The 25,323-nt window shown below is 60.1% G+C and carries 13 protein-coding genes; 7 read left to right on the top strand and 6 right to left on the bottom strand.

From position 1 onward, the window contains the following. Positions 1 to 242 precede the first annotated feature (242 nt). From aceE to msrA, 5 genes are all read left to right on the top strand, one after another. Entirely contained in the window at positions 243 to 2,888 is a 2,646-nt protein-coding gene (gene aceE / locus PS14A_RS01610) for a pyruvate dehydrogenase (acetyl-transferring), homodimeric type (RefSeq protein ID WP_101156503.1), read from the top strand. Positions 2,889 to 2,899: 11 nt separating this feature from the next. Further along, positions 2,900 to 4,855 carry a dihydrolipoyllysine-residue acetyltransferase gene (gene aceF / locus PS14A_RS01605; RefSeq protein WP_212615140.1) on the top strand — a complete coding sequence of 652 codons (1,956 nt, stop codon included), beginning with the start codon at positions 2,900 to 2,902 and terminating at the stop codon, positions 4,853 to 4,855. Positions 4,856 to 5,133: 278 nt separating this feature from the next. Then, entirely contained in the window at positions 5,134 to 6,531 is a 1,398-nt protein-coding gene (locus tag PS14A_RS01600; protein ID WP_212615139.1) for an alkaline phosphatase D family protein, read from the top strand. 254 nt (positions 6,532 to 6,785) lie between these two features. Then, on the top strand, positions 6,786 to 9,482 hold the full coding sequence (locus PS14A_RS01595) for a GGDEF and EAL domain-containing protein (RefSeq protein ID WP_212615138.1): 2,697 nt from the start codon (positions 6,786 to 6,788) through the stop codon (positions 9,480 to 9,482). Between the two features lie 195 nt (positions 9,483 to 9,677). Then, entirely contained in the window at positions 9,678 to 10,328 is a 651-nt protein-coding gene (gene msrA, locus PS14A_RS01590; protein WP_137215163.1) for a peptide-methionine (S)-S-oxide reductase MsrA, read from the top strand. A gap of 71 nt (positions 10,329 to 10,399) precedes the next feature. Here msrA and rlmJ read toward each other — a convergent pair whose 3' ends face one another. From rlmJ to putP, 5 genes are all read right to left on the bottom strand, one after another. Then, positions 10,400 to 11,236: a 23S rRNA (adenine(2030)-N(6))-methyltransferase RlmJ gene (rlmJ, locus tag PS14A_RS01585; RefSeq protein ID WP_122508537.1), complete on the bottom strand. Its 837-nt coding sequence runs from the start codon at positions 11,234 to 11,236 to the stop codon at positions 10,400 to 10,402. 152 nt (positions 11,237 to 11,388) lie between these two features. After that, complete coding sequence (locus PS14A_RS01580; RefSeq protein ID WP_110644861.1) at positions 11,389 to 11,709, bottom strand: hypothetical protein; 321 nt, start codon at positions 11,707 to 11,709, stop codon at positions 11,389 to 11,391. Between the two features lie 331 nt (positions 11,710 to 12,040). Then, positions 12,041 to 12,754, bottom strand: coding sequence for a DUF4123 domain-containing protein (locus PS14A_RS01575; protein WP_212615137.1), 714 nt, complete (start codon positions 12,752 to 12,754; stop codon positions 12,041 to 12,043). Next, positions 12,744 to 14,759, bottom strand: coding sequence for a type VI secretion system tip protein TssI/VgrG (tssI, locus tag PS14A_RS01570; protein WP_212615136.1), 2,016 nt, complete (start codon positions 14,757 to 14,759; stop codon positions 12,744 to 12,746). Before tssI ends, PS14A_RS01575 begins: the two co-directional genes overlap by 11 nt. 351 nt (positions 14,760 to 15,110) lie before the next feature. Continuing rightward, positions 15,111 to 16,595, bottom strand: coding sequence for a sodium/proline symporter PutP (gene putP, locus PS14A_RS01565; protein WP_212615135.1), 1,485 nt, complete (start codon positions 16,593 to 16,595; stop codon positions 15,111 to 15,113). 458 nt (positions 16,596 to 17,053) lie between these two features. Between putP and putA the strand changes: the two genes are divergently transcribed. Both putA and PS14A_RS01555 read left to right on the top strand, forming a co-directional pair. After that, positions 17,054 to 21,007, top strand: a complete 3,954-nt coding sequence (putA, locus tag PS14A_RS01560; RefSeq protein WP_212615134.1) for a trifunctional transcriptional regulator/proline dehydrogenase/L-glutamate gamma-semialdehyde dehydrogenase — start codon at positions 17,054 to 17,056, stop codon at positions 21,005 to 21,007. Positions 21,008 to 21,266: 259 nt separating this feature from the next. Next, entirely contained in the window at positions 21,267 to 23,069 is a 1,803-nt protein-coding gene (locus PS14A_RS01555; RefSeq protein WP_212615133.1) for an acyl-CoA dehydrogenase, read from the top strand. 91 nt (positions 23,070 to 23,160) lie between these two features. Here the strand turns inward: PS14A_RS01555 and PS14A_RS01550 are convergent, their stop codons facing one another. Beyond that, a complete protein-coding gene (locus tag PS14A_RS01550) occupies positions 23,161 to 25,098 on the bottom strand; it encodes a methyl-accepting chemotaxis protein (RefSeq protein WP_137215159.1) in 1,938 nt (645 codons plus the stop codon). Between the last annotated feature and the right edge of the window lie 225 nt (positions 25,099 to 25,323).

Genomic DNA, 25,323 nt, shown 5'->3' with positions numbered 1-25,323 from the left:
ATGGAAATCGACCCGCCTTAACGATTATTCTCACAACGCAGTCGGAGGCCACAAGCCTTTCATCTGTAGTTTTACTACTCGTCTATACATTCGAAAGGCTGAAATGCCGGAAGATTTGTAGTAAAACTACACGCCGCCGGAACAACCTGTCGGCAATCCAAGAATTTTAAATCGTCTGCCCACAAGGCCAGTCGCAAACTCAGGCAACCGATTCTGGAAGCCTTTCCGCCCTGGAGCAAGCCATGCAAGACCTCGATCCCGTCGAAACCCAGGAATGGCTGGACGCCCTGGAATCGGTTCTCGACAAAGAAGGCGAAGACCGTGCTCACTATCTGATGACCCGTATGGGCGAACTCGCGACCCGCAGCGGCTCGCAGCTCCCTTACGCGATCACCACGCCTTACCGCAACACGATCCCCGTTACCCACGAAGCACGCATGCCTGGCGACCTGTTCATGGAACGCCGCATTCGCTCGCTGGTACGCTGGAACGCGATGGCCATGGTAATGCGCACGAACCTGCGAGATTCGGACCTGGGTGGTCACATCTCCAGCTTCGCTTCCAGTGCGACCCTGTATGACATCGGCTTCAACTATTTCTTCCAGGCCCCGACCGACGAACACGGCGGCGACCTGATCTACTTCCAGGGCCACACCTCGCCAGGCGTTTACGCCCGTGCATTCATGGAAGGCCGCATCACCGAAGACCAGATGAACAACTTCCGTCAGGAAGTCGATGGTCAGGGCCTGTCGTCCTATCCGCACCCTTGGCTGATGCCTGACTTCTGGCAGTTCCCGACCGTATCGATGGGTCTGGGTCCGATCCAGGCGATCTACCAGGCGCGCTTCATGAAGTACCTGGAGCACCGCGGTTTCATCCAGCCGGGCAAACAGAAAGTCTGGTGCTTCCTGGGCGACGGCGAGTGCGACGAGCCGGAATCCCTGGGCGCCATTTCCCTGGCCGGCCGCGAGAAGCTGGACAACCTGATCTTCGTCATCAACTGCAACCTGCAGCGCCTCGACGGCCCGGTTCGCGGCAACGGCAAGATCATCCAGGAACTCGAAGGCGTGTTCCGCGGCGCTCAGTGGAACGTGACCAAAGTCATCTGGGGCCGTTTCTGGGACCCGCTGCTGGCCAAAGACGTCGACGGTATCCTGCAACGCCGCATGGACGAAGTCATCGACGGCGAGTACCAGAACTACAAAGCCAAAGACGGCGCGTTCGTTCGCGAGCATTTCTTCAACACGCCTGAACTCAAGGCAATGGTTGCCGACCTGTCCGACGACGAGATCTGGAAACTCAACCGTGGCGGCCACGACCCGTACAAGGTCTACGCGGCGTACCACGAAGCGGTCAACCACAAGGAACAACCGACCGTCATCCTCGCCAAGACCATCAAGGGTTATGGCACCGGTGCCGGCGAAGCGAAGAACACTGCGCACAACACCAAGAAAGTCGACGTCGACAGCCTGAAGCTGTTCCGCGACCGCTTCGACATTCCGGTCAAGGACGAAGAGCTGGAGAACCTGCCGTTCTTCAAGCCAGAGCCAAACAGCGCGGAAGCCCGCTACCTCGCCGAGCGCCGTGCCGCACTGGGCGGTTTCGTGCCGCAGCGCCGCGCGCAGAGCTTCAGCGTACCGACTCCGGATCTGGACACCCTGAAAGCCATCCTCGATGGCTCGGGCGACCGTGAAATTTCCACCACCATGGCTTTCGTGCGGATCCTCGCGCAACTGGTCAAGGACAAGGAAATCGGCCCGCGCATCGTTCCGATCATCCCGGACGAAGCCCGTACCTTCGGTATGGAAGGCATGTTCCGTCAGCTGGGTATCTACTCCTCCGTCGGCCAACTCTACGAGCCAGTCGATAAAGACCAGGTGATGTTCTACAAGGAAGACCAGAAAGGTCAGATCCTTGAGGAAGGCATCAACGAAGCAGGCGCCATGAGCTCGTTCATCGCTGCCGGTACTTCGTACTCCAGCCACAACCAGCCGATGCTGCCGTTCTACATCTTCTACTCGATGTTCGGTTTCCAGCGTATCGGTGACCTGGCCTGGGCCGCTGGCGACAGCCGTACCCGTGGTTTCCTGATCGGCGGCACCGCCGGCCGCACCACCCTGAACGGTGAAGGTCTGCAACACGAAGACGGTCACAGCCACCTGCTGGCCGCGACCATCCCGAACTGCCGCACCTACGATCCGACCTACGGCTACGAGCTGGCGGTGATCATTCAGGACGGCATGAAGAAGATGACCGAAGAGCAACAGGACATCTTCTACTACATCACCGTGATGAACGAGTCGTACCAGCAGCCAGCCATGCCGGCCGGTGCCGAAGAAGGCATCAAGAAAGGCATGTACCTGCTCGAGGAAGACACCCGCGATGCGGCGCACCACGTTCAGCTGATGGGCTCCGGCACCATCCTGCGCGAAGTGCGTGAAGCGGCGAAGATCCTGCGTGAAGAGTTCAACGTCGGCGCTGACGTGTGGAGCGTTACCAGCTTCAACGAACTGCGTCGCGACGGCCTCGCCGTAGAGCGCAGCAACCGTCTCAAGCCTGGCCAGAAGCCTAAGCTGAGCTACGTCGAAGAGTGCCTGAACGGCCGTAAAGGTCCGGTCATTGCTTCTACCGACTACATGAAACTGTTCGCCGAGCAGATCCGTCAGTGGGTACCGTCCAAGGAATTCAAAGTCCTGGGCACCGACGGTTTCGGCCGCAGCGACAGCCGCAAGAAACTGCGTCATTTCTTCGAAGTCGACCGTCATTTCGTGGTGTTGGCAGCCCTGGAAGCACTGGCTGACCGTGGTGATATCGAACCTAAGGTTGTGGCTGAAGCCATCGCCAAGTTCGGCATCGACCCGGAAAAACGCAACCCACTGGACTGCTGAGGAGACATTTTGTGAGCGAACTCATTCGCGTACCTGACATCGGCAGCGGTGAAGGTGAAGTAATTGAACTGTTTGTGAAGGTCGGCGACCGCATCGAAGCCGACCAGAGCATCCTGACCCTGGAATCGGACAAGGCCAGCATGGAAGTGCCGGCCCCGAAAGCCGGCGTCATCAAGAGCCTGAAAGTGAAGCTGGGCGACCGTCTGAAAGAAGGCGACGAACTGCTCGAGCTGGAAGTCGAGGGCGCCGCTGAAGCGGCCCCGGCACCTGCCGCCGCTCCTGCTGCGAAAGCCGAAGAGAAACCGGCTGCCGCCCCTGCTGCTGCCGCTCCTGCCGCTGCTCCTGCTGCTGCCTCGGTACAGCAAGTGCACGTGCCGGACATCGGTTCGTCGGGCAAGGCGCAGATCATCGAGATTCAGGTCAAGGTCGGCGACAGCGTCGAAGCTGATCAATCGCTGATCACCCTGGAGTCCGACAAGGCGAGCATGGAAATCCCGTCGCCTGCCGCTGGCGTGGTCAAGGCCATCAGCGTCAAGCTCAACGACGAAGTCGGCACTGGCGATCTGATTCTGGATCTGGAAGTGGCGGGTGCTGCGGCCCCGGCTGCGGCCGCTCCGGCTCAGGCTGCTGCTCCGGCCGCTGCCGCTGCGCCAGCCCCGGCTGCTGCTCCGGCTGCACCGGTTGCCGACAGCGTTCAGGACATCCACGTCCCGGACATCGGTTCGGCCGGCAAGGCGAAGATCATCGAAGTGCTGGTCAAGGCCGGCGACACTGTCGAAGCCGACCAGTCGCTGATCACCCTGGAATCCGACAAGGCGAGCATGGAAATCCCATCGCCTGCCGCTGGCGTGGTCGAAAGCGTTTCGATCAAGCTCGATGACGAAGTCGGTACCGGCGACCTGATCCTCAAGCTGAAAGTCAAAGGCGCGGCACCTGCTGCTGCCCCGGCTGCGGCTGCTGCACCGAGCGCTCCGGCACCTGCCGCTGCTGCTCCGGCTGCCGCTGCACCTGCTGCCGCTCCAGCCGCCGCACCGGCCAAGCCGGGCGCGAAAGTGCATGCTGGCCCTGCCGTGCGTCAATTGGCCCGTGAGTTCGGCGTCGAGCTGAGCGCCGTGGGCGCCAGCGGTCCGCACGGTCGCATTCTCAAGGAAGACGTGCAGGTTTACGTCAAGGCGATGATGCAGAAGGCCAAGGAAGCACCGGCCGCTGCTGGCGGCGCTACCGGTGGCGCGGGCATCCCGCCAATCCCGGTGGTCGATTTCAGCCGTTTCGGCGAAATCGAAGAAGTGCCGATGACCCGCCTGATGCAGGTCGGCGCTGCCAACCTGCACCGCAGCTGGCTGAACGTGCCACACGTGACGCAATTCGACTCGGCGGACATCACCGAGCTGGAAGCCTTCCGTGTTGCGCAGAAAGCCGTGGCCGAGAAGGCTGGCGTCAAGCTGACCATCCTGCCGCTGCTGCTCAAGACCTGCGCGCATTTGCTCAAGGAGCTGCCGGACTTCAACAGTTCGCTGGCACCAAGCGGCAAGGCGATCATCCGCAAAAAGTATGTGAACATCGGCTTCGCGGTCGACACCCCGGATGGCCTGCTGGTGCCGGTCATCAAGAACGTCGACCAGAAGAGCCTGCTGCAACTGGCAGCCGAAGCGGCTTCGCTGGCTGAAAAAGCCCGCACCAAGAAGCTGTCCTCGGACGAGATGCAGGGCGCCTGCTTCACCATTTCCAGCCTCGGCCACATTGGCGGCACCGGCTTCACGCCGATCGTCAACGCGCCGGAAGTGGCGATCCTCGGTGTGTCCAAGGCAACCATCCAGCCAGTCTGGGACGGCAAAGCCTTCCAGCCGAAGCTGATGCTGCCACTGTCGCTGTCCTATGACCACCGTGTGATCAACGGCGCTGCAGCTGCACGCTTCACTCAGCGTCTGGGCAGTCTGTTGGGCGACATCCGCACCATCCTGCTGTAACTCAAACGGCCCTCCGGCAACGGGGGGCCGCTTGCTGCACCCTTTCGAGCGCCACACGCTCGTACCTCAACCCCGCCAGTCTGGCGGGGCTTTTTTTTGCCTGAATGAAAGCGGCGGGCGTCTTTTTCCCACAACTATCGCTGACATCGGCCACAAACCCTGTCCACTTAGCGCCAATATTTTCCGCCGCTCGGCAACTAACCTCTGCTCTGGAAAGTTGCTTCAACGCGCTCCGATTATTTAACTCTTACTTCTCTGACCTTCGAACGGAATCGATCATGTTCAAACCGACCATAGGCCCCATTGTGGGCCACACCACAACTAACGAAGTGCGAATTTTCATTCGCGGTGAACAGCAGGACAGAAAACGTGTATTTGCCGGAGTCCGCGCCCGTAAAGCCGGTGCGGAGAAATGGTCGAACAGCGTATTTGCACTTTTGAATCCAGCCAATGATATGTCGGGTGTGCTCGTATTACAGGATCTGGATGCCGATTGTGAATATGAATACCAGGCTGGCTGGTTAAGCCCGATGAATCCAGTGCACACCGTCGACACCGTGGTGGAGTTTCCACTGCAATGGCCACGGCAGCTCTATCGCTTTCGCACCCGCACTGCGCAAGCGAGGCAGCCCCGAGGCTTTATTGTCGGTTCTTGCCGTTATCTGCGGATCACCGCTGGCATCGCCTCCTTGCCGCAGCTGGGCGACCGCATCTTTGGCTCGATCAATCAGCTCGTCGAGCAAAGTCATTTACCGGTCAGTGCGGTGATCATGACCGGCGATCAAGTTTATGTAGATGACTTGAATATCATTGCACCGGATCGCGCAGCCAAGGACATTCTGAAAAAGTACCGAACGGCATTCTCGCAACCGAATATTCAAAGACTGATGTCCAATACATCGACTTACATGATGCTCGACGATCATGAAATCGAAGATAACTGGCCCGCCAATGCCAAAGCAGCAGACAAGGACTTGTATCGCAATGCCATGGCCGCTTATGAACTTTATCAAGCCAGCCACAGCCCGGTTTACGCATGTAATGGCGAGGGCCAGCTAGACCGGAATACCTTGAAGCATTACTGGTATCAGTTCGGCGACAGCGATATCGCCTGGTTCGTCACCGACAGTCGCACCCGGCGCAACCTGTCGAAGGATGACCGGCGCATTCTCGACGCTGAGCAGGAACAGGCGCTGCTTGACTGGCTGATCCACAGCCCGGCGCGGGTGAAGTTCGTCGTGACCAGCGTGATGTTCTATCCCGATCGCAAGTTCAACGGTGACGATGCCTGGAAAGCCTTTCCCGAACAGCGCCTGCGCCTGCTGGAAACCATTCGCACCCATCGGATCAAGAACGTGGTGTTCGTTTCCGGCGATGTTCATGGTTCTCTGACCAGTCGCCTGTGTCACAGCGAGGACGCCGGATTCGAAGTGCACACCATTGTGTCCTCGCCGCTGCACAACAGCAAATTGCTGCCGTATGCCAGAGCCTCGACATTCATCCTCAATCAACCGCTGGTGCGCACGGCGGCCGGGGATTATCGGCACGAGCTGACCAGTGCCGTAGTGAGTCAGGACAATTTTGCTCATGTGGTCGTTGAGGCTGATCAGATATTGGTCAATTACCATGACCGCGATGGCAAGCAGCTGCAGTCGATCAGTATGAAATTGCGTTGAAACACCCAAAGATCGCAACCTTCGGCACCTCCTATATGGCTACGTGGCGCCTGCAAGAGTTGTTCAAGGCTGCGATCTTCTGCTCATTTCAGTTGTGCACTGGAGAAATGTTCACTGCAGCCGACATATTCTTATAGCACTTGGCCTTCATCTCTCTTGTCAGTCGGTGCCGCAATGATGCAACCTTGCCGCAGCCAACAGACAAGAGGGCGAGAGCCCGGCGCATTCAGCATATTTCCAAGCGAGTTCCACTCATGAAGAGCCAACCCGATGCCGCCAGCCGTACGGCGGCCGAGGTAGTGACGCAGTTGCCTGTGCCCTCGCGGCTCGGCATGCTGCGTTTCGAGCGCTTGAATGAAGCCAGTTGGGCGATGTTGTTCCTCGACCCCAACTGTGAACGCCAGTTCGGCCAGCCCGCCGTCGAGCTCTGCGCGCTGGTCGGCTCGCCCTACGCCAGCCTGATGGAGCCGGAAGCGCGCTATCAACTGCACGACGCAATCCAGCAGCAACTAAGCAAAAGCGCGCATTACGTGGTGCGCTACACCCTGCACACCGCCGCCGGCGCGTTGAACATCCTCGAGCTGGGCGAAGCCTATAAACAGCACAACCGGCATTTGCTGCGCGGCTACCTGCTGGCCGTCGACGAGGTGTTCGACCAAGCCCAGGTGCTGCCTTCGGTGGATCTGGAAACCCAGAACTCGCGCCTGCAAATCGCCCTTGAGCTGAACCAGCGTGCCCAGCAGGAACAACTGCAGCATCTGGAACGCGTGCGCGCCCAGCAGGATCTGATTCTGTTGCTCGCCCGCCAGCGCTACAGCACGCACAACTCGCTGCAGGAAGCCGCCGAACTGATCACCCGCTGCGCCTGCGATATCTACGAAATCGACTGCGCCAGCCTGTGGAACCTCGACGGTCAGCGCTTGCTGCCGATCTCCGCCTACCATCGTGCGACCCAGGAATACATCCTGCCGGAGCCGATCGATATCAGCGGCTTCCCCGACTACATGGAAGCGCTGCACAGCAGCCGCGCCATCGACGCAAACAACGCCATGCATGACCCCCGCACCCGCGAGATGGCCGAGGCGATGCGTCCGCGTGACGTCAATGCCATGCTCGATGCCAGCATCCGCGTCGACGGCCAGGTGGTCGGCGTGTTGTGTCTGGAACAGACCGGCGTCACTCGCGCCTGGCAGTCCGACGAAATCGCCTTTGCCGGTGAACTGGCCGACCAGTTTGCGCAAGTGATCAACAATCACAACCGGCGCACCGCCACCAGCGCCCTGCACCTGTTTCAACGCGCGGTCGAGCAGAGCGCCAACGCCTTTTTGCTGGTTAACTGCGACGGCGTGGTCGAGTACGTCAACCCGAGCTTCACCGCTATCACCCAGTACACCACCGAAGAAGTCCACGGTCAGCGTCTGTCGGAACTCCCCGCCCTGGAAAACCTCAGCGAACTGCTGTTCGACGCGCCCTCGGCGCTGGCCCAGAGCAACAGCTGGCAGGGCGAATTCAAAAGCCGCCGCAAGAATCTCGAACCGTACTGGGGCCAGCTGTCGATCTCCAAGGTCTACGGTGACAACCGAGAGCTGACGCATTACATCGGCATCTACGAAGACATCACCCAGACCAAACTCGCGCAGCAACGTATCGAGCGCCTGGCCTACACCGACAACCTGACCAACCTCGGCAATCGTCCGGCATTTATCCGCAATCTCGATGAGCGCTTCGCCCGCGACAGCGATACACCGATCAGCCTGTTGCTGGTGGACATCGACAACTTCAAGCGGATCAACGACAGCCTCGGCCACCAGACCGGCGACAAACTGTTGATCAGCCTCGCCCGGCGCCTGCGCAACAGCCTCAGCCCGAGTGGCAGTCTGGCGCGTTTTGCCAGTAACGAATTCGCCGTGTTGCTCGACGACACCGACCTTGAAGCCGGGCAGCAGATTGCCAGTCAGTTGCTGATGACCCTCGACAAGCCGATGTTCGTCGACAACCAGTTGATCAGCGTCACCGGCTCCGTGGGCCTGGCCTGCGCGCCGCTGCACGGGCGCGATCCGCAAACCCTGATGCGCAACGCCGGTCTGGCGCTGCACAAGGCCAAGGCCAACGGTAAACACCAGTTGCAGGTATTCACTGAAGCGCTGAACGCCGAAGCCAGTTACAAACTGTTCGTCGAGAACAACCTGCGCCGCGCCCTGACCCAGAACGAGCTGGACGTGTTCTACCAGCCGAAACTGTGCCTGCGCAGCGGTCGCCTGCTGGGGATGGAAGCGCTGTTGCGCTGGAACCACCCGGAGCGCGGCATGATTCGCCCGGACCAGTTCATCAGCGTCGCCGAGGAAACCGGCCTGATCATTCCGATCGGCAAGTGGATCGCCCGTCAGGCCTGCCGCATGAGCAAATCCTTGACCGCTGCGGGCCTGGGCAATCTGCAGGTGGCAATCAATCTGTCACCTAAACAGTTCTCCGATCCGGATCTGGTCGCCTCGATCGCCAACATCCTCAAGGAAGAAGCGCTGCCGGCCAGTCTGCTCGAACTGGAGCTGACCGAAGGCCTGCTGCTGGAAGCCACCGAAGACACGCACTTGCAACTCGACCAGCTCAAGCGCCTCGGGTTGACGCTAGCCATGGATGACTTCGGCACCGGGTATTCATCGCTGAGTTATTTGAAGAAATTCCCGATCGACATCATCAAGATCGATCGCAGCTTCATCCACGAAATTCCCGACAACCAGGACGACATGGAAATCACCTCTGCGGTGATCGCCATGGCCCACAACCTGAAACTCAAGGTTGTCGCCGAAGGCATCGAAACCGCCGAGCAACTGGCGTTCCTGCGCCGGCATCGTTGCGACGTCGGGCAGGGTTATCTGTTCGACCGACCAATTCCCGGTGATGAACTGATCAAAGCGCTCAAGCGCTATCCCCGTGGGCCGCTTTGCCTCTAACGCCTGCCTCTATGAAGATCCCTTGTGGGAGCGAGCCTGCTCGCGAAGGCGATAAAACCGTCGACATCTTCGTCGCCTGACACACCGCTTTCGCGAGCAGGCTCGCTCCCACAGTTTTGATAGTGCGAATTCCGGCATCATTCGGCACACTGGCGGTCTGACTTTTTACCTCCAACCTGACTGAGAGGAACGCTCATGGTTCTGCGCTCGGAAATTCTGGTGAACAAAAACGTGCTTCCAACCAAAGAACAAGCCCTGCCCGGCCGCGAAACCCCGATGACCCTGCCGGAAAAACACTTCGTCTTCGAAGACACTCCGCTGCTCGGTCCATTCTTTCAGGACGTCGATTTTGCGATCTTCGGTCTGGGTTGCTTCTGGGGCGCGGAACGACGTTTCTGGCAGCGCGAAGGCGTGGTCAGCACAGTCGTCGGTTACGCCGGCGGCTTCACGCCGAACCCGACGTACGAAGAAGTCTGCTCGGGCCTGACCGGCCACGCCGAAGTGGTGCTGGTGGTGTATGACAAAGCCAAAGTCAGCTACGAAGAACTGCTGGCGATGTTCTGGGAACTGCACAACCCGACTCAGGGCATGCGTCAGGGCAACGACATCGGCACTCAGTACCGCTCGGTGATCTATGCGACCACCCCGGAGCAACTGGATGCAGCGCTAAAAAGCAAAGACGTGTATCAGGCGGAACTGGCCAAGGCCGGTCTGGGTGAAATCAGCACCGAGATCGACCAGGCCCCAACCGTGTACTTTGCCGAGGCGTATCACCAGCAGTATCTGGCGAAGAACCCTGAAGGTTACTGCGGGATTGGCGGCACCGGCGTGTGCATGCCGAACTAAAAGCTGCTAGCGGCAAGCTTCAAGCTGCAAGCGCTGTTTTCGCTTCAGCTTGTAGCTTGTAGCTTGTAGCTTCATTCCGCTATTAACCAATCCATCTGCCAGCCACCCTGGGTCTGCCCCAGCTTCTTAGACAACCACGGCAGCAACTCACGCAACTCTTCCTCAAGCCCCCACGGCGGATTGGCGATCGCCAGCCCGGAACCGTTGAGGCTGTTCGGCGTGTCCAGCGGATGCACCAGCAGCTCCACACGCAGCAACTTCGGTGCACCGGTGCCTGCCAGGTCCTGATAGAAACGCCGCAGTGCACGCTGATCCTTCACCGGATACCAGATCGCTGCCACAGTCTGGCGCATGCGGCCGATGGCTTCTTTCATCGACGCCGCGCAACGCTGCATCTCGTCCAGTTGCTCGAACGGCGGATCGATCAGCATCACCGCGCGCTTTTCCTGCACCGGCAACATCGCCCGCGCCACGTGCCAGCCCTCGCCCAGATGCACTTTCACCCGACGATCGCCGGCCATGTTGTCCTTGAGCAACACGCCATCTTCGGGGTGCTTCTCGTTGAGCATCACCCGATCCTGCGGCCGCGTCAGGCGCCGCGCCAGCTCCGGCGAACCCGGGTAATAGCGCAACTGGCCATCCGGGTTCATCTCGTGCAGCACCTTCATATAGTCGGCAGTCAGCGCCGGCAGGTCCGGCTGATCCCACAACCGCGCAATGCCTTCCAGGTACTCGCCGGTGCGATTGGCCTGATCGCCCTGCAAGTCATACAGACCGATGCCGGCGTGCGTGTCGAGATAGGCAAACGGCTGCTCCTTGCGCGACATCAGGGCGATGAGGCGGGTCAAGGTCAGGTGTTTGAACACATCGGCGTGATTGCCGGCATGGAAGGCGTGACGATAATTCATGGCTGCTCCTGCGAAGGGCGCAAAGTTTACCTTTTACCGGGCGGCAAGTCAGGGGTTCGCAGCCGAGTGGGCCTCAACATCAAAAGATCGCAGCCTTTGGCAGCTCCACGGGATAGGCGCTCACTCTGCCGGAGGCTGCGATCCTCTGATCTTCAGGCGGGCAAGCTGCGCAGGCGCTTGCCGATGACGTCCAGCACATCACAGCCATCCCGCAATGGAATCGCGCACAGCAGGGCAAAGTCGCTGAGGATCACGGAGTCGCATTCGATCGAGCCGCGCATGCACATGTTTTCCAGGACCTGGACCACGGCGCGGATGCGGTGGTTGGCGGCGTCCATGAGGATGTCGAGGGGCACGTGGGTGTCGACGAACAGGCTGGGCATGTCGCTGCAATTGCCGGTGAGGGCCATGAAGCGGTTGTCGGGGTGAGGCGTGATTTTTTCGTAGGGTGGATCAGTATGCATATTGGTCATTTTCCGGGTCCCATGATTGATAAACGTGAGCCGCCATCACACCTTCCTACGGGTTAGGGTGGCAGCTGTGCGCAGGAGTAGGAACCGAGCAATCATGGACCTCGGCCACGCCGAAGCGTGCCCCACGCACAGCCGCCGCGAACGATCTTACGGACTTGAACCAAGTGCCGCAAAAAGCCAACGAACTGTAACGTCATGAATGCGGGGATCCTTCACCCTGCCACCGCTCTCGCAGTGACAACGAAAAGACTATCCCTGCAACTCACCACGCACCAGTTCATGAAAACCGCCGCGATTCGAAGGAAACGTCCGAAGTGCTTGCCCCGAAATTTCACTCTGCCTCTGCCAGCAAAAACTCCAGAAGCGCCGATCGTGACGAATCTTCCGACATTGATGATTTGAAAAACTGCCCGACCTTGCAGCGCAGGACCGCTCCGGGAAACGCCTCGAATATGGCTGGCTGTTCTTCGCTCAGCCATTGCAGAGCGTTCGCGACGCGTACGCTCTCATCAGTCTGCGCCAACACTGATTTCGGCACGTTCCACCACGGAAAGATTCGCCCCGAAACCAGCGCACGGCCCCCGATTTCAATGGCTTGGCCATTGATCAAGGCTCGTGAAACGACCGGCAGCAATTGCGCGGGATTGACCTCGCCAGACTGCAAAACAGGCAGCAGAAAACGACCGTCCCAAAAGCGGAAAAACACCGCTTTACCGTCCGGCATCAGCACTTGAGTCAGGCTACGGAAATGTTCGACCAGCACGTCAAGATCCGCCGAAGACACCGCCAACCATCCCCAATCCCTTGATTCTGTTTCCGCCACCCAACGTAAAAACTCACTGTCTGCAGCGACAATTCCCACATAGGACATCACCGCGTCCCACTCGGCATAAATGGTCTCGGCCCAGACCGGAATCGCCGTGCCCTGCCAGGCTTTGAAAGCATCGGCATCGCTGGCGCGGCTGAAAATTGCGAACAATTGCTCCGACGCGTGCAGCGGCTGCCGCGCCAGCCAATCTTCGGGGGTCAGTACTTCAGGCTGCACAAACACCGTCCTTGCACCGCTCACACTCTTCGCAGAAAGGCGCATCACCTTTGAGACTCATGATCTGTGCGGCGGTGAGAACCGCCGCCGGCGCAGCGGCCAGTTTCTCCGGCAATCCCGGCACCACCGGCGCAGCGCTGGTCGCCGCCATCGGCGCGCCACCCACAACAATCGGCACGCTGCTGAAAATTCCGCCGGGGCCGATGTTGATCCACTGTCCGCCGGCCTGAATCGTCGCGCTCGCGCCGCCATCAATGACCACTTGCTGGCCTGCGCTGATATGGATCTGCGCCGAGGCGCTGGTGGCCTGGCTGTTCACCCGAACCTGCTGATCGCCAAGCACGGACAAATGGTCATCCTGCCTGACCTCGGTCTGACGCTGGCCGTGGGTGATGCGCTGCTCGTCGGACTTGAGTTCATGCCGGGCAGTGCCGGTGACCACCACGCTGCGCTGGTTGTCGACCTGCAGCTGCTGGTCATTGAGCACGTGCTGGGTCCAGTTGCGCTGGGCACGCAGGTAGATTTCCTCGGCACCTTTTTTGTCCTCGATGCGCAGTTCGTTATAACCACCACCGCCGGGGCTGCTCTGGCTGCGGAAAATGCTGCGGGTCTTGTCCGCTGGCAAGTCCAGCGGGATCGGTGTCGCGGCGTTGGGCAGGCAACCCATGACCAGCGGCTTGTCAGCATCGCCATCAATGAAGCCGACCAAAACTTCCATGCCGACGCGCGGAATCAACACGCTGCCGTAGTGATCGTGAGCCCAACCGGTCGCGACGCGCAGCCAGCAACTGGAGTGCTCGTTGAGTTCGCCATCACGATCCCAAGCCAGTTGCACCTTGACCCGGCCATATTCATCGCAATGGATTTCCAAGTCTTTCGGGCCGGTGACCACGGCAGGTTGGTAGCCCGACATGCGCGGTTTTTCCGGGCACAGTGCCGGACGAAAGACCACGTCCCACGGCGTGGCGACGAAAGTATTGCGGTAACCCTGAAAGGATTCGCCATCACTGGTCACCGATTCCTCAAGCACTTGTGGCTGGCGGCCGCGATGTTCAACGGCGGTGAGCAACCACAGATCATTCCAGTCGCTGCGCGGATGCTCGGTGAGGTGCAGGAAATGCCCGCAGACCAATGAAGACTCGTCGCTGCTGCCCTCGGCCTGACGGTAATCGGCGACGTGCCGTTCCAGCGCTCGCCGAGTCAGCTGTTTGCCGGTTTCGCGATCGTTGAATTGGCCCGGAAAGAGGTAGTCCTCCAGCACTGGACGCTGCTCGCCGTCACTGCGACTTTCCAGCGACAGGCGTGGTTTCTCGAAATTGTAGTCGCGCCGGGTGACGACGCTGGTGCGGGTTTCCACGCGCACATTGAAACGCTGAATCGCCGGCGCGCCCGCCGACATGCCGCTGCCCGGCAGATACAGCGTCGGCTCGGGCAGCTTGGGGAACACGGTCTGGTCGTCGCCGAATACCAGCAAATGGCCTGCGGGGCTGTGTTGAAAGTGGTAATGAATGCCGACTTCGGCACACAGGCGCTGGATAAAGGCCAGATCGCTTTCGGCGTATTGCACGCAGTACTCGCGCTCCGGGTATTCGCTGCCCAGGCGAAATTCAAAGGCATCGCGCAGGATCGAATGGTCCTTGAGGATCTGCGTGATGATCTGCGGCACGCTCTGATGCTGAAAAATACGCTGGTTGATGCGATGCCCCAGATACGTCAGACGCGGGACAAGGCTGAGGTGATAGCGTGTCAGACGTTTCCCGGAATCGCCCTGCCCGACCTGATAGATCTGACCATGAATACCGCAACCCTGAGCATCAAAACTCAGAAACGCCTGACCGTGCAGCAGGCTTTCCAGATCCAGGTCCGGCCGCTCGCTGACCAGTTCCAGCTCGAAGCGAAAGGGTTGGCTGATGGCTTCCCTGCCCGTGAACTCAAGGACTTTGAGGTCATGCCGGGCGCCTTCGAGTGTCAACGTGAAACGCGGTTGATTGGCAGGCGCGAACATCCGATGTCTCTCTGCAGTGTGAGGGCGGGCGATTCTGCATGAGGGGCAAGGGGTGCCGAGCAGGTGACGGGAAATTCAGATTTGCCCTACGTGGTTTGCTGAAACGACCTTGTTAATTCGGCCGTTCGACTACAGACAATTCAATCAAACCTGCCATCCACCCTGTGGGAGCGAGCCTGCTCGCGAAAGCGGCATGTCAGTCGATACATTCATTGAATGATCAATCGCATTCGCGAGCAGGCTCGCTCCCACAATGGATATCCACAGGATTCGAGAAATCACAGGCACAAAAAAAACGGCCCGCTTCCTCTAGGAAGCGGGCCGTTTTCATGTGAGCCGAAGCTCAGTCCATCACTTGTTCAGATGGAAATCTTTTTCCGCTGCCTCGAAACGCTCAACCATGCCGCGAGTCGGTTCACCCGCCTTGCTGACAAAGTAGATGGCCAGGCTGGCGAAGATGAAGCCCGGAATGATTTCGTACAGACCCAGCAGTTCGAAATGCTTCCAGACCACCACGGTGATCGCGCCGACCAGAATACCGGCCAGTGCGCCGTTGCGGGTCATGTCTTTCCAGATAACCGAGATCAGCACGACAGGACCGAATGCAGCACCGAAACCGGCCCAGGCGTAGGACACCAGGCCCAGTACGCGGTTTTCCGGGTTGGCAGCCAGCGCGATAGCAATCAAGGCTACCAGCAGCACCATGGCACGACCGACCCAGACCAGCTCCAGTTGCGAAGCGGACTTGCGCAGGAAGGCTTTATAGAAGTCTTCGGTCAGGGCGCTCGAGCACACCAGCAACTGGCAGCTCAGGGTGCTCATTACCGCAGCCAGAATGGCCGACAGCAGCACACCGGCAACCCACGGATTGAAGAGGATTTTCGCCAGTTCGATGAACACGCGTTCCGGGTTCTCGGTGACAGGACCGGCTACTTCAGGGTGCGCCGAGAAGTAAGCGATACCGAAGAAGCCCACCGCTACGGTGCCGCCCAGGCACAGGATCATCCAGGCCATGGAAATGCGACGCGCCTTGGCGATCGACTTGACCGAATCCGCCGCCATGAAACGCGCGAGGATGTGCGGCTGGCCGAAGTAGCCCAGACCCCAGCCCATCAGCGAGATGATGCCGATGAAGGTGGTGCCTTTGAGCATGTCGAAGTTGCTCGGATCTTGCGCTTCGATGGCGAGGAACGTGGTGTCGACGCCGCCGGTGGCCAGCAGGACGATGATCGGCGTAAGGATCAGCGCGAAGATCATCAGCGTGGCTTGGACGGTGTCGGTCCAGCTCACCGCGAGGAAACCGCCGATGAAGGTGTAGGCAATCGTCGCCGCCGCACCGGCCCACAGCGCCGTTTCGTAGGTCATGCCGAACGTGCTTTCGAACAGACGGGCACCGGCGACGATGCCGGAAGCGCAGTAGATGGTGAAGAACACCAGAATCACGATCGCCGAGATGATCCGCAGCAAGCCGCTTTTATCTTCGAAACGGCTGGAAAAGTAGTCCGGCAGAGTCAGGGCATCGCCGTTGTGCTCGGTCTGCACACGCAGACGGCCGGCGACAAACAGCCAGTTCAGGTAGGCACCGACGATCAGGCCGATGGCGATCCAGCTTTCGGACAGACCGGACATGTAGATGGCGCCCGGCAGGCCCATCAGCAACCAGCCGCTCATGTCGGAGGCACCGGCAGACAGCGCGGTGACGACGCTGCCGAGGCTGCGACCACCGAGAATATAATCGGAAAGGTTGTTGGTGGAGCGATAGGCCATCAAGCCGATCAGCACCATTGCTGCGATGTAGATCACGAACGTGATCAGGGTTGGATTGCTTACGCTCATTGAGTTACGCCCTGGCTTTGTTTTTATGTAGCGGCGGTGGTGAACCGCTCGCAAACGACGACGTTTGGCAGACGATCCGGGATCCCGCGCATTTAAGACTGATGTTTCCCCAGGAAAGCCATCAGCCGATGCACCGGGTTATTCCCGGTTGCACCTTGGCGGCGAATGCTATGCAACAAAGCAAATAAGGTGCAACCAGTTTCGCGAGAATTAGTTGCACCCAGTCGGATTAATCGACGATCACCCCGTTTTTGCTCCCTTTTGTGGCAGTCATGGCTCTTTGCTAGAAGCAAAAGCACCAAGCAGGAGCAGCACTTTCGTTCCAGAATTTAATTCCTGACGAGCTGCGTATTATTCCGGCAAAAAAAGGGTTGCACCCGGTTGCACCTCCTTCAGCGCACGGCTAATCTTGCGGCCAGCTGATGCCACGCAACTGTGGCAACCATGAGGATAAAAATATGGCTACCACCACCCTTGGGGTCAAACTCGATGACCCGACCCGCGAGCGCCTGAAGGCTGCCGCAACCTCGATTGATCGCACGCCGCACTGGCTGATCAAGCAGGCAATTTTCAATTACCTGGAAAAACTCGAGGGTGGTGCAACCCTGACCGAGTTGAACGGTTTGACCGCCAAAGACGCCGATGACGCAGGCGAAGTGCAGACCGATCACGCTCACCAATGCTTCCTCGAATTCGCTGAAAGCATCCTGCCGCAATCAGTGCTGCGTGCTTCGATCACCGCCGCCTACCGCCGTCCTGAGCCTGAAGTGGTGCCGATGCTGATCGAGCAGGCGCGCCTGCCGGCACCGATGGCCGAAGCCACCAACAAGCTCGCGGCGACCATCGCCGAAAAACTGCGTAACCAGAAAAGTGCCGGCGGTCGTGCCGGTATTGTTCAGGGCCTGCTGCAGGAGTTCTCCCTGTCGTCCCAGGAAGGCGTGGCGCTGATGTGCCTGGCCGAAGCGTTGCTGCGCATCCCGGACAAAGGCACCCGCGATGCGCTGATCCGCGACAAGATCAGCACCGGCAACTGGCATCCGCACCTGGGCAACAGCCCTTCGCTGTTCGTCAACGCTGCGACCTGGGGCCTGCTGCTGACTGGCAAACTGGTTTCCACCCACAACGAAGCCGGCCTGACCTCGTCGCTGAGCCGCATCATCGGCAAGAGCGGCGAGCCGATGATCCGCAAGGGCGTCGACATGGCCATGCGCCTGATGGGCGAGCAGTTCGTGACCGGCGAAACCATCGCCGAAGCGCTGGCCAATGCGAGCAAGTTCGAAGCCAAGGGCTTCCGTTACTCCTACGACATGCTCGGTGAAGCGGCACTCACTGAAGTCGACGCGCAGAAATACCTGGCGTCGTACGAACAAGCGATCCACTCGATCGGCAAAGCGTCACACGGCCGTGGGATTTATGAAGGCCCGGGCATTTCCATCAAGCTCTCTGCACTGCACCCGCGTTACAGCCGTGCGCAGTACGAGCGGGTGATGGACGAGCTGTACCCGCGCCTGCTGTCGCTGACCCTGCTGGCCAAGCAATACGACATCGGTCTGAACATCGACGCCGAAGAAGCCGACCGCCTCGAGTTGTCGCTGGATCTGCTCGAGCGCCTGTGCTTCGAGCCGCAACTGACTGGCTGGAACGGCATCGGTTTCGTTATCCAGGCTTACCAAAAGCGTTGCCCGTACGTGATCGACTACGTGATCGATCTGGCCCGCCGCAGCCGCCATCGCCTGATGATCCGCCTGGTAAAAGGCGCGTACTGGGACAGCGAAATCAAGCGCGCCCAGGTCGAGGGTCTGGAAGGCTATCCGGTCTACACCCGCAAGGTGTACACCGACGTTTCCTACATTGCTTGCGCACGCAAACTGCTGTCGGTGCCGGAAGCCATCTACCCGCAATTCGCCACGCACAACGCCCACACCCTGTCGGCGATCTACCACATCGCCGGTCAGAACTATTACCCGGGCCAGTACGAGTTCCAGTGCCTGCACGGCATGGGCGAACCGCTCTATGAACAGGTTGTAGGCAAGGTTTCCGAGGGCAAGCTGAACCGTCCGTGCCGCGTGTACGCACCGGTCGGCACTCACGAAACCCTGCTGGCTTACCTCGTACGTCGCTTGCTGGAAAACGGCGCGAACACTTCGTTCGTCAACCGCATCGCCGACCAGTCGATTTCGATTCAGGAACTGGTGGCCGATCCGGTGGCACAGATCGAGCAGATGGCCACCGTGGAAGGCGGTTTCGGCCTGCCGCACCCGCGCATTCCGCTGCCGCGTGACCTGTACGGTGCCGAGCGCGCCAACTCCAGCGGCATCGACATGGCCAACGAACATCGTCTGGCCTCGTTGTCCTGCGCCCTGCTCGCCACCGCGCACAACGACTGGAAAGCCGCGCCGATGCTCGGTTGCGCCTCCAGCAACGAAACGCCGGTCGCGGTGCTGAACCCGTCCGATCACCGCGATGTGGTCGGTCACGTCCAAGAAGCGACCGTCGAAGACGTCGACAACGCCATTCAATGCGCGCTGAACGCCGCGCCGATCTGGCAGGCCACGCCGCCGGCCGAACGTGCGGCGATCCTGGAACGTGCCGCTGACCTGATGGAAGGCGAGATCCAGCCGCTGATGGGCCTGTTGGCTCGCGAAGCCGGCAAGACCTTCGCCAACGCCATCGCCGAAGTCCGCGAAGCGGTCGACTTCCTGCGTTATTACGCAGTGCAGGCGCGCAACGACTTCAGCAATGACGCCCACCGCCCACTGGGTCCGGTGGTATGTATCAGCCCGTGGAACTTCCCGCTGGCAATCTTCAGCGGCCAGGTCGCTGCGGCATTGGCCGCCGGTAACCCGGTGCTGGCCAAACCGGCCGAGCAGACTCCGCTGGTTGCCGCTCAGGCTGTGCGCCTGATGCTCGAAGCCGGCATTCCGGAAGGCGTGCTGCAACTACTGCCGGGTCGCGGTGAAACCGTCGGCGCCGGTCTGGTTGGCGATGAGCGCGTCAAAGGCGTGATGTTCACTGGTTCCACCGAAGTCGCGCGCTTGCTGCAACGCAACATCGCTGGCCGTCTCGACAGCCAGGGCCGTCCGATTCCGCTCATCGCCGAAACCGGTGGCCAGAACGCGATGATCGTCGACTCCTCGGCACTGACTGAACAAGTGGTGATCGACGTAGTGTCGTCGGCCTTCGACAGTGCCGGCCAGCGCTGCTCGGCGCTGCGGGTACTGTGCCTGCAGGAAGATTCCGCCGATCGCGTCATCGAAATGCTCAAAGGTGCCATGGCCGAAAGCCGTCTCGGCAACCCCGAGCGTCTGTCCGTGGACATCGGCCCGGTGATCGACGCCGAAGCCAAGGCTGGCATCGACAAGCACATCCAGGGCATGCGCGACAAAGGTCGCAATGTTTACCAGGTGGCGATTGCCGACAGCGAAGAGGTCAAGCGCGGCACCTTCGTCATGCCGACTCTGATCGAGCTGGAAAGCTTCGACGAACTGCAACGCGAAATCTTCGGCCCGGTACTGCACGTGGTGCGCTACAAGCGCAAAGAGCTGGATCAACTGATCGGCCAGATCAACGCCTCCGGTTATGGCCTGACGCTGGGCGTGCACACGCGCATCGACGAGACCATCGCCAAGGTGATCGACAACGTCAACGCCGGTAACGTCTACGTCAACCGCAACATCGTCGGTGCCGTGGTCGGCGTGCAGCCGTTCGGCGGCGAAGGCCTGTCGGGTACTGGCCCGAAAGCCGGTGGCCCGCTGTATCTGTATCGCCTGCTGTCGACGCGCCCTAGCGACGCAATCGAGCAATCCTTCGCTCGCGGTGACGCCATCGTCGCCCCGGACGTTCGTTTGCGCGATGCCATGAGCCAATCGTTGAACGCGTTGAAAGCCTGGGCCGACAACAACAAGTTCGCCGATCTGAGCACCCTGTGCGTGCAATACGCAGCGCAATCGCAGAGCGGCATCACCCGCGTGCTGGCTGGCCCGACCGGCGAGAAAAACAGCTACGCGATCCTGCCGCGCGAGCACGTGCTGTGCCTGGCGGAAGTTGAAGGTGATCTGCTGACGCAACTGGCGGCGGTGCTGGCGGTCGGTGGTTCGGCGGTGTGGCCAGAAACCGAGCTGAGCAAGGCCTTGTTCGCCCGTCTGCCGAAGGAAGTCCAGGCGCGGATCAAGCGCGTTGCCGACTGGAACAAGGACGAAGTGGTGTTCGATGCCGTGCTGCATCACGGCCACTCCGACCAGTTGCGCGGCGTCTGCCAGCAGATCGCCCAGCGTGGCGGCGCGATCGTTGGCGTTCAGGGCCTGTCTCAGGGCGAGACCAACATTGCCCTGGAGCGTCTGGTGATCGAACGGGCATTGAGCGTTAACACCGCTGCGGCGGGGGGTAATGCCAGCTTGATGACGATCGGTTAAACCGCTGTAAATCCAGGCGACCGCAATGGTCGCCTGGTACGCAATACTCTGTGGGAGCGAGCCTGCTCGCGAAGACGGCGTTTCAGTCGACCTCAATGTTGTCTGACCCACCGCTTTCGCGAGCAGGCTCGCTCCCACAGTTGTTTTCGGCGTCTGTTAAGTCCGCGCGCGGCTCCAACATCACGCTTATCAATCATCCTGTTCAGTCTTTATCAGCACGCCTAGACTCGGCCCAACCCCAATTTCCAGGTAGGCCGCCATGTCCGAGACGCTGCTCAGTTCCCGCAATCTGGCTTTCGAGCTGTACGAAGTCCTCGATGCCGAGGGCCTGACCCGGCGCGAGCGCTTTGCCGAGCACAATCGCGAGACCTTCGACGCCGCCATCGGCACCGCGCGCAACATCGCCGAAAAGTATTTCGCCCCGCACAACCGCAAGGGCGATGAAAACGAGCCGCGCTATGAAGATGGCCAGGCCATTCTGATTCCCGAAGTGAAACCGGCGGTGGATGCCTTTCTCGAGGCCGGATTTCTTAACGCCGCACGCAGTTTTGAAGCGGGCGGCATGCAATTACCGACCCTGCTGTCGCAAGCCTGCTTCGCGCACTTTCAGTCCGCCAACGCCGCGTCGACCTCGTACCCGTTCCTGACCATGGGCGCGGCCAACCTGATCGAGAGCTTCGGCAGCGAAGAGCAGAAACAGCGCTTCCTGCAACCGATGATCGACGGGCGTTTCTTCGGCACCATGGCCCTGACCGAGCCGCATGCCGGTTCGTCGCTGTCGGACATTCGCACCCGCGCCGAGCCCGCATCCGACGGCACCTATCGCCTGAAGGGCAACAAGATCTTCATTTCCGGCGGCGATCACCCGCTGTCGGAAAACATCGTGCACATGGTGCTCGCCAAACTGCCGGACGCACCGCCGGGGGTGAAAGGTATTTCGCTGTTCATCGTGCCGAAGTTTCTGGTCAACGACGACGGCAGCCTCGGCCAGCGCAACGACGTGCTGCTCGCCGGCTTGTTCCACAAGATGGGCTGGCGCGGCACCACATCCACAGCGCTGAACTTCGGCGATAACGGCGAGTGCGTCGGCTATCTGGTGGGCAAACCGCACCATGGTTTGAGCTACATGTTCCAGATGATGAACGAAGCGCGAATCGGCGTCGGCATGGGCGCGGTCATGCTCGGCTATGCCGGTTACCTGTATTCGCTGGAATATGCGCGTGAGCGACCGCAGGGCCGGGTGCCGGACAGCAAGGATCCGACCACGGCGCCGGTGGCGATCATTCAGCACGCGGACGTCAGACGCATGTTGCTGACGCAGAAATCCTACGTCGAAGGTGCATTTGACCTCGGCCTGTATGCGGCGCGTTTGTTCGATGACACCACCACGCTGGAAACCGAAGCCGAACGCAAACAGGCTCATGAACTGTTGGACCTGCTGACGCCGATCGTCAAATCCTGGCCTTCGGAGTTTTGCCTGAAGGCCAACGAACTGGCGATCCAGATTCTTGGCGGCCACGGCTACACCCGTGAATACCCGGTGGAGCAGTACTACCGCGACAACCGCTTGAATCCGATCCACGAAGGCACCCACGGCATCCAGTCGCTGGATCTGCTCGGGCGCAAGCTGGCGCAGAACGGTGGCGCCGGTCTCAAGCAGCTGATTCGATTGATCGCCAACACGGCCGAACGTGCCACTGCATACGATTCGTTGACCACCCTGCGCGAACCGCTGGAAAAACTCGTGGCCCGCTTGCAAACCGTGACCATCGGCCTGCTCACCGATCTGGCCCAAGGCAAGGTCAACAGCAGCCTGGCGAACTCGGCGCTGTACCTGAAAGTGTTCGGCCACGCAGTGATCGGCTGGCGCTGGCTGGAGCAGGCGATCCGCGCCGAGGAAGGCCTGGCCAAAGGCAATTCGGCGGATGTCGACTTCTATAAGGGCAAGTTGCAGGCGGCGCGGTATTTCCTGACATGGGAAGTGCCGGGTTGCCAGCATGAGCTGGACTTGCTGGAGGCGCGGGATGATACGTGTCTGGGGATGCGGGACGCGTGGTTCTAAAAGCAAAAGATCGCAGCCTTCGGCAGCTCCTACAGGAAACGCATTCCAATGTAGGAGCTGCCGAAGGCTGCGATCTTTTGATCTTGATCCTTTAGCTCAACTTGAACCCACCCATCTGCCGCGCCAGATCATCCGCCAGTTTCTGCAACATCTGGCAGTCTTCGCGACAAGCCCTGACCTCCCCCGCCGTCGCCCGTGCCAGATCGGAAATCCCCTGCACGTTGCGGTTGATCTCTTCAGTCACCGCGGACTGCTCTTCGGTTGCCGTCGCCACCTGATGGTTCATATCGCTGATGCGCTCGACCTGACCGGTGATCGCCGTCAACGACGCACCGGTGCGCTGGCTCGATTCAACCCCGGTGCCGGTTGCAGCCTGACCGGTGCGCATCGACGACACGGCGTTCTCCGCACCTTGCTTGAGGCTGCCTATCATCAGTTGAATTTCGTCGGTCGAGGCCTGGGTTCGGCGCGCGAGCGTGCGCACTTCATCGGCGACCACCGCGAAACCACGGCCCATGTCACCCGCACGGGCGGCTTCTATGGCGGCGTTGAGTGCCAGCAGATTGGTCTGTTCGGAAACGCCACGAATCACCGCCAGTACCGAATCGATCGACGCCACTTGCTGCGCCAGCTCACCCACTGCGCCCGCCGCCACGCCGATTTCATCGGACATGCTTTCGATATGACGGATCGAGCCACCGACCACTTCCCGCGCCTGTAGCGCTTCATCACGGGCAGTTTGCGAGGCGAGCGCGGCGTTGCCGGCGTTTTGCGCGATCTCCTGCACAGTCAGGCCCATTTCGTGGACGGCAGTGGCTACCATGTCGGTCATTTCCTGCTGCCGGCCGGAACGCTCGGCGGTGTTGTCCACCACCGTCGCCACTTGCCCTACGGCCGTGCGCAAGCGCTCGCTGGTGGTCAGCACTTCACCGATCATTGCGCGCTGGCTGTCGAGGAAACGGTTGAAGCCGCGCGCGAGGTCGCCCAGCTCATCGGCACGGCTGGAATCTAACCGGTGAGTCAAATCTCCACCACCGCTACCGATGGCCACCAGCGCCCGTGTTACTTGTCGAATCGGTCGCACCAGCCCCTGGGCCAGCCACACCACCAACGCCAGGCAGACCAGCGCCACCAGCAGACCGATGCCGCCACTCATCCACATCGCTTTGCGTGCTTCGGCGTAGATCTGCGACTGCGGCACTTCGGCCACCAGCGTCCAGCCGAGATCGCGCAACGGCAGGCTGAAGGCGAGGAAGTCTTCACCGTCGCGCTGGAAGCTGCTGTTGACCGCATCCTTGTGCCCCATCAGCGCTTGTGCCGCATTGGCACCAATCTGCTCGGTCAAGGTGCGTTTGCCGCTGAACTGCGCCTCAGGATGGACCTGAATCAGACCGTCGGAACGCACGAGATAGACCTTGCCGCGCTCGCCGAAACTGAAGTTGTGGATCAGCTCCGACAGCTCTTTCATGCTCAGCCCAAGCCCGGCGACACCGACGACTTTGCCGGCCTGCTCGACCTTCAGATCGATGAACAAGGCCAGTTCGCCGGTGGCGCCGTCGTTGTCGATATTGAGGGTGCGCGGCTGATTGCTGTCGAGAAAGGAATAGAACCAGGCATCGGCCGGTTTGGCACGACTGAGGGTTCGATCCAGACCTTTTTCGGTGATGTAGTGATTGGATTCGGTGCCGATGATCAGCGCGGTGAACGCTCTGTGTTCGGCGCGGATGCCTTCCAGATATTGCGCGAAGAGCGCGGTTTTGCTGCTGTCTTCGCCTGTCGCCAGCCAGTCGCGCACCATGGTGTTGCTGGCGATGTCTTTGGCGGCGGTGAGTGGTTGTACGAGGATCCGCTCGATGTCGTTGCGCGTCGCTTCGATGCTCGACGGCAGCGCTTGCTCGACCAGATAGCTCTGGGCGAGGCGGTTGACCACCAGGGTATAAATGCCAACCACGATCACAATGCTGATCAGCAGGGCCGCGCCCATGCCGAGAATCAACTGCCATTGAATACTGCGTCGCCACCACTGCATGGATCACCCCCGAAGAATAAGAGCCTGAACCACTGCAACAGCCGTGCCGATTGTATACAAAGAGCATCAGAATAAAACACAACCTTCGGTACAGCCGTATCCTTACTAGCAAGAAGCAGGCCGTTATATCTAGGGATTCACTGTCAAGTCTGACAGGTTACAACTTGCATCGGGTGGCTTAGATTCACGGTTTCACGTCTGTGACAAGCATCCGCGTCGCAGATC

This window comes from Pseudomonas sp. 14A (assembly GCF_018132745.1).
In the GTDB taxonomy this organism is placed as follows: Bacteria; Pseudomonadota; Gammaproteobacteria; order Pseudomonadales; family Pseudomonadaceae; genus Aquipseudomonas; species Aquipseudomonas mercuritolerans.
This window is presented reverse-complemented; position numbering and strand designations above follow the sequence as displayed.

Excerpts from the sequence above, each read along its gene's own strand:
- aceE (WP_101156503.1), top strand. The coding sequence starts at position 243 with ATGCAAGACCTCGATCCCGTCGAAACCCAGGAATGGCTGGACGCCCTG.
- PS14A_RS01600 (WP_212615139.1), top strand. The coding sequence starts at position 5,134 with ATGTTCAAACCGACCATAGGCCCCATTGTGGGCCACACCACAACTAAC.
- PS14A_RS01595 (WP_212615138.1), top strand. The coding sequence starts at position 6,786 with ATGAAGAGCCAACCCGATGCCGCCAGCCGTACGGCGGCCGAGGTAGTG.
- msrA (WP_137215163.1), top strand. The coding sequence starts at position 9,678 with ATGGTTCTGCGCTCGGAAATTCTGGTGAACAAAAACGTGCTTCCAACC.
- rlmJ (WP_122508537.1), bottom strand. The coding sequence starts at position 11,236 with ATGAATTATCGTCACGCCTTCCATGCCGGCAATCACGCCGATGTGTTC.
- PS14A_RS01580 (WP_110644861.1), bottom strand. The coding sequence starts at position 11,709 with ATGACCAATATGCATACTGATCCACCCTACGAAAAAATCACGCCTCAC.
- tssI (WP_212615136.1), bottom strand. The coding sequence starts at position 14,759 with ATGTTCGCGCCTGCCAATCAACCGCGTTTCACGTTGACACTCGAAGGC.
- putP (WP_212615135.1), bottom strand. The coding sequence starts at position 16,595 with ATGAGCGTAAGCAATCCAACCCTGATCACGTTCGTGATCTACATCGCA.
- putA (WP_212615134.1), top strand. The coding sequence starts at position 17,054 with ATGGCTACCACCACCCTTGGGGTCAAACTCGATGACCCGACCCGCGAG.
- PS14A_RS01555 (WP_212615133.1), top strand. The coding sequence starts at position 21,267 with ATGTCCGAGACGCTGCTCAGTTCCCGCAATCTGGCTTTCGAGCTGTAC.
- PS14A_RS01550 (WP_137215159.1), bottom strand. The coding sequence starts at position 25,098 with ATGCAGTGGTGGCGACGCAGTATTCAATGGCAGTTGATTCTCGGCATG.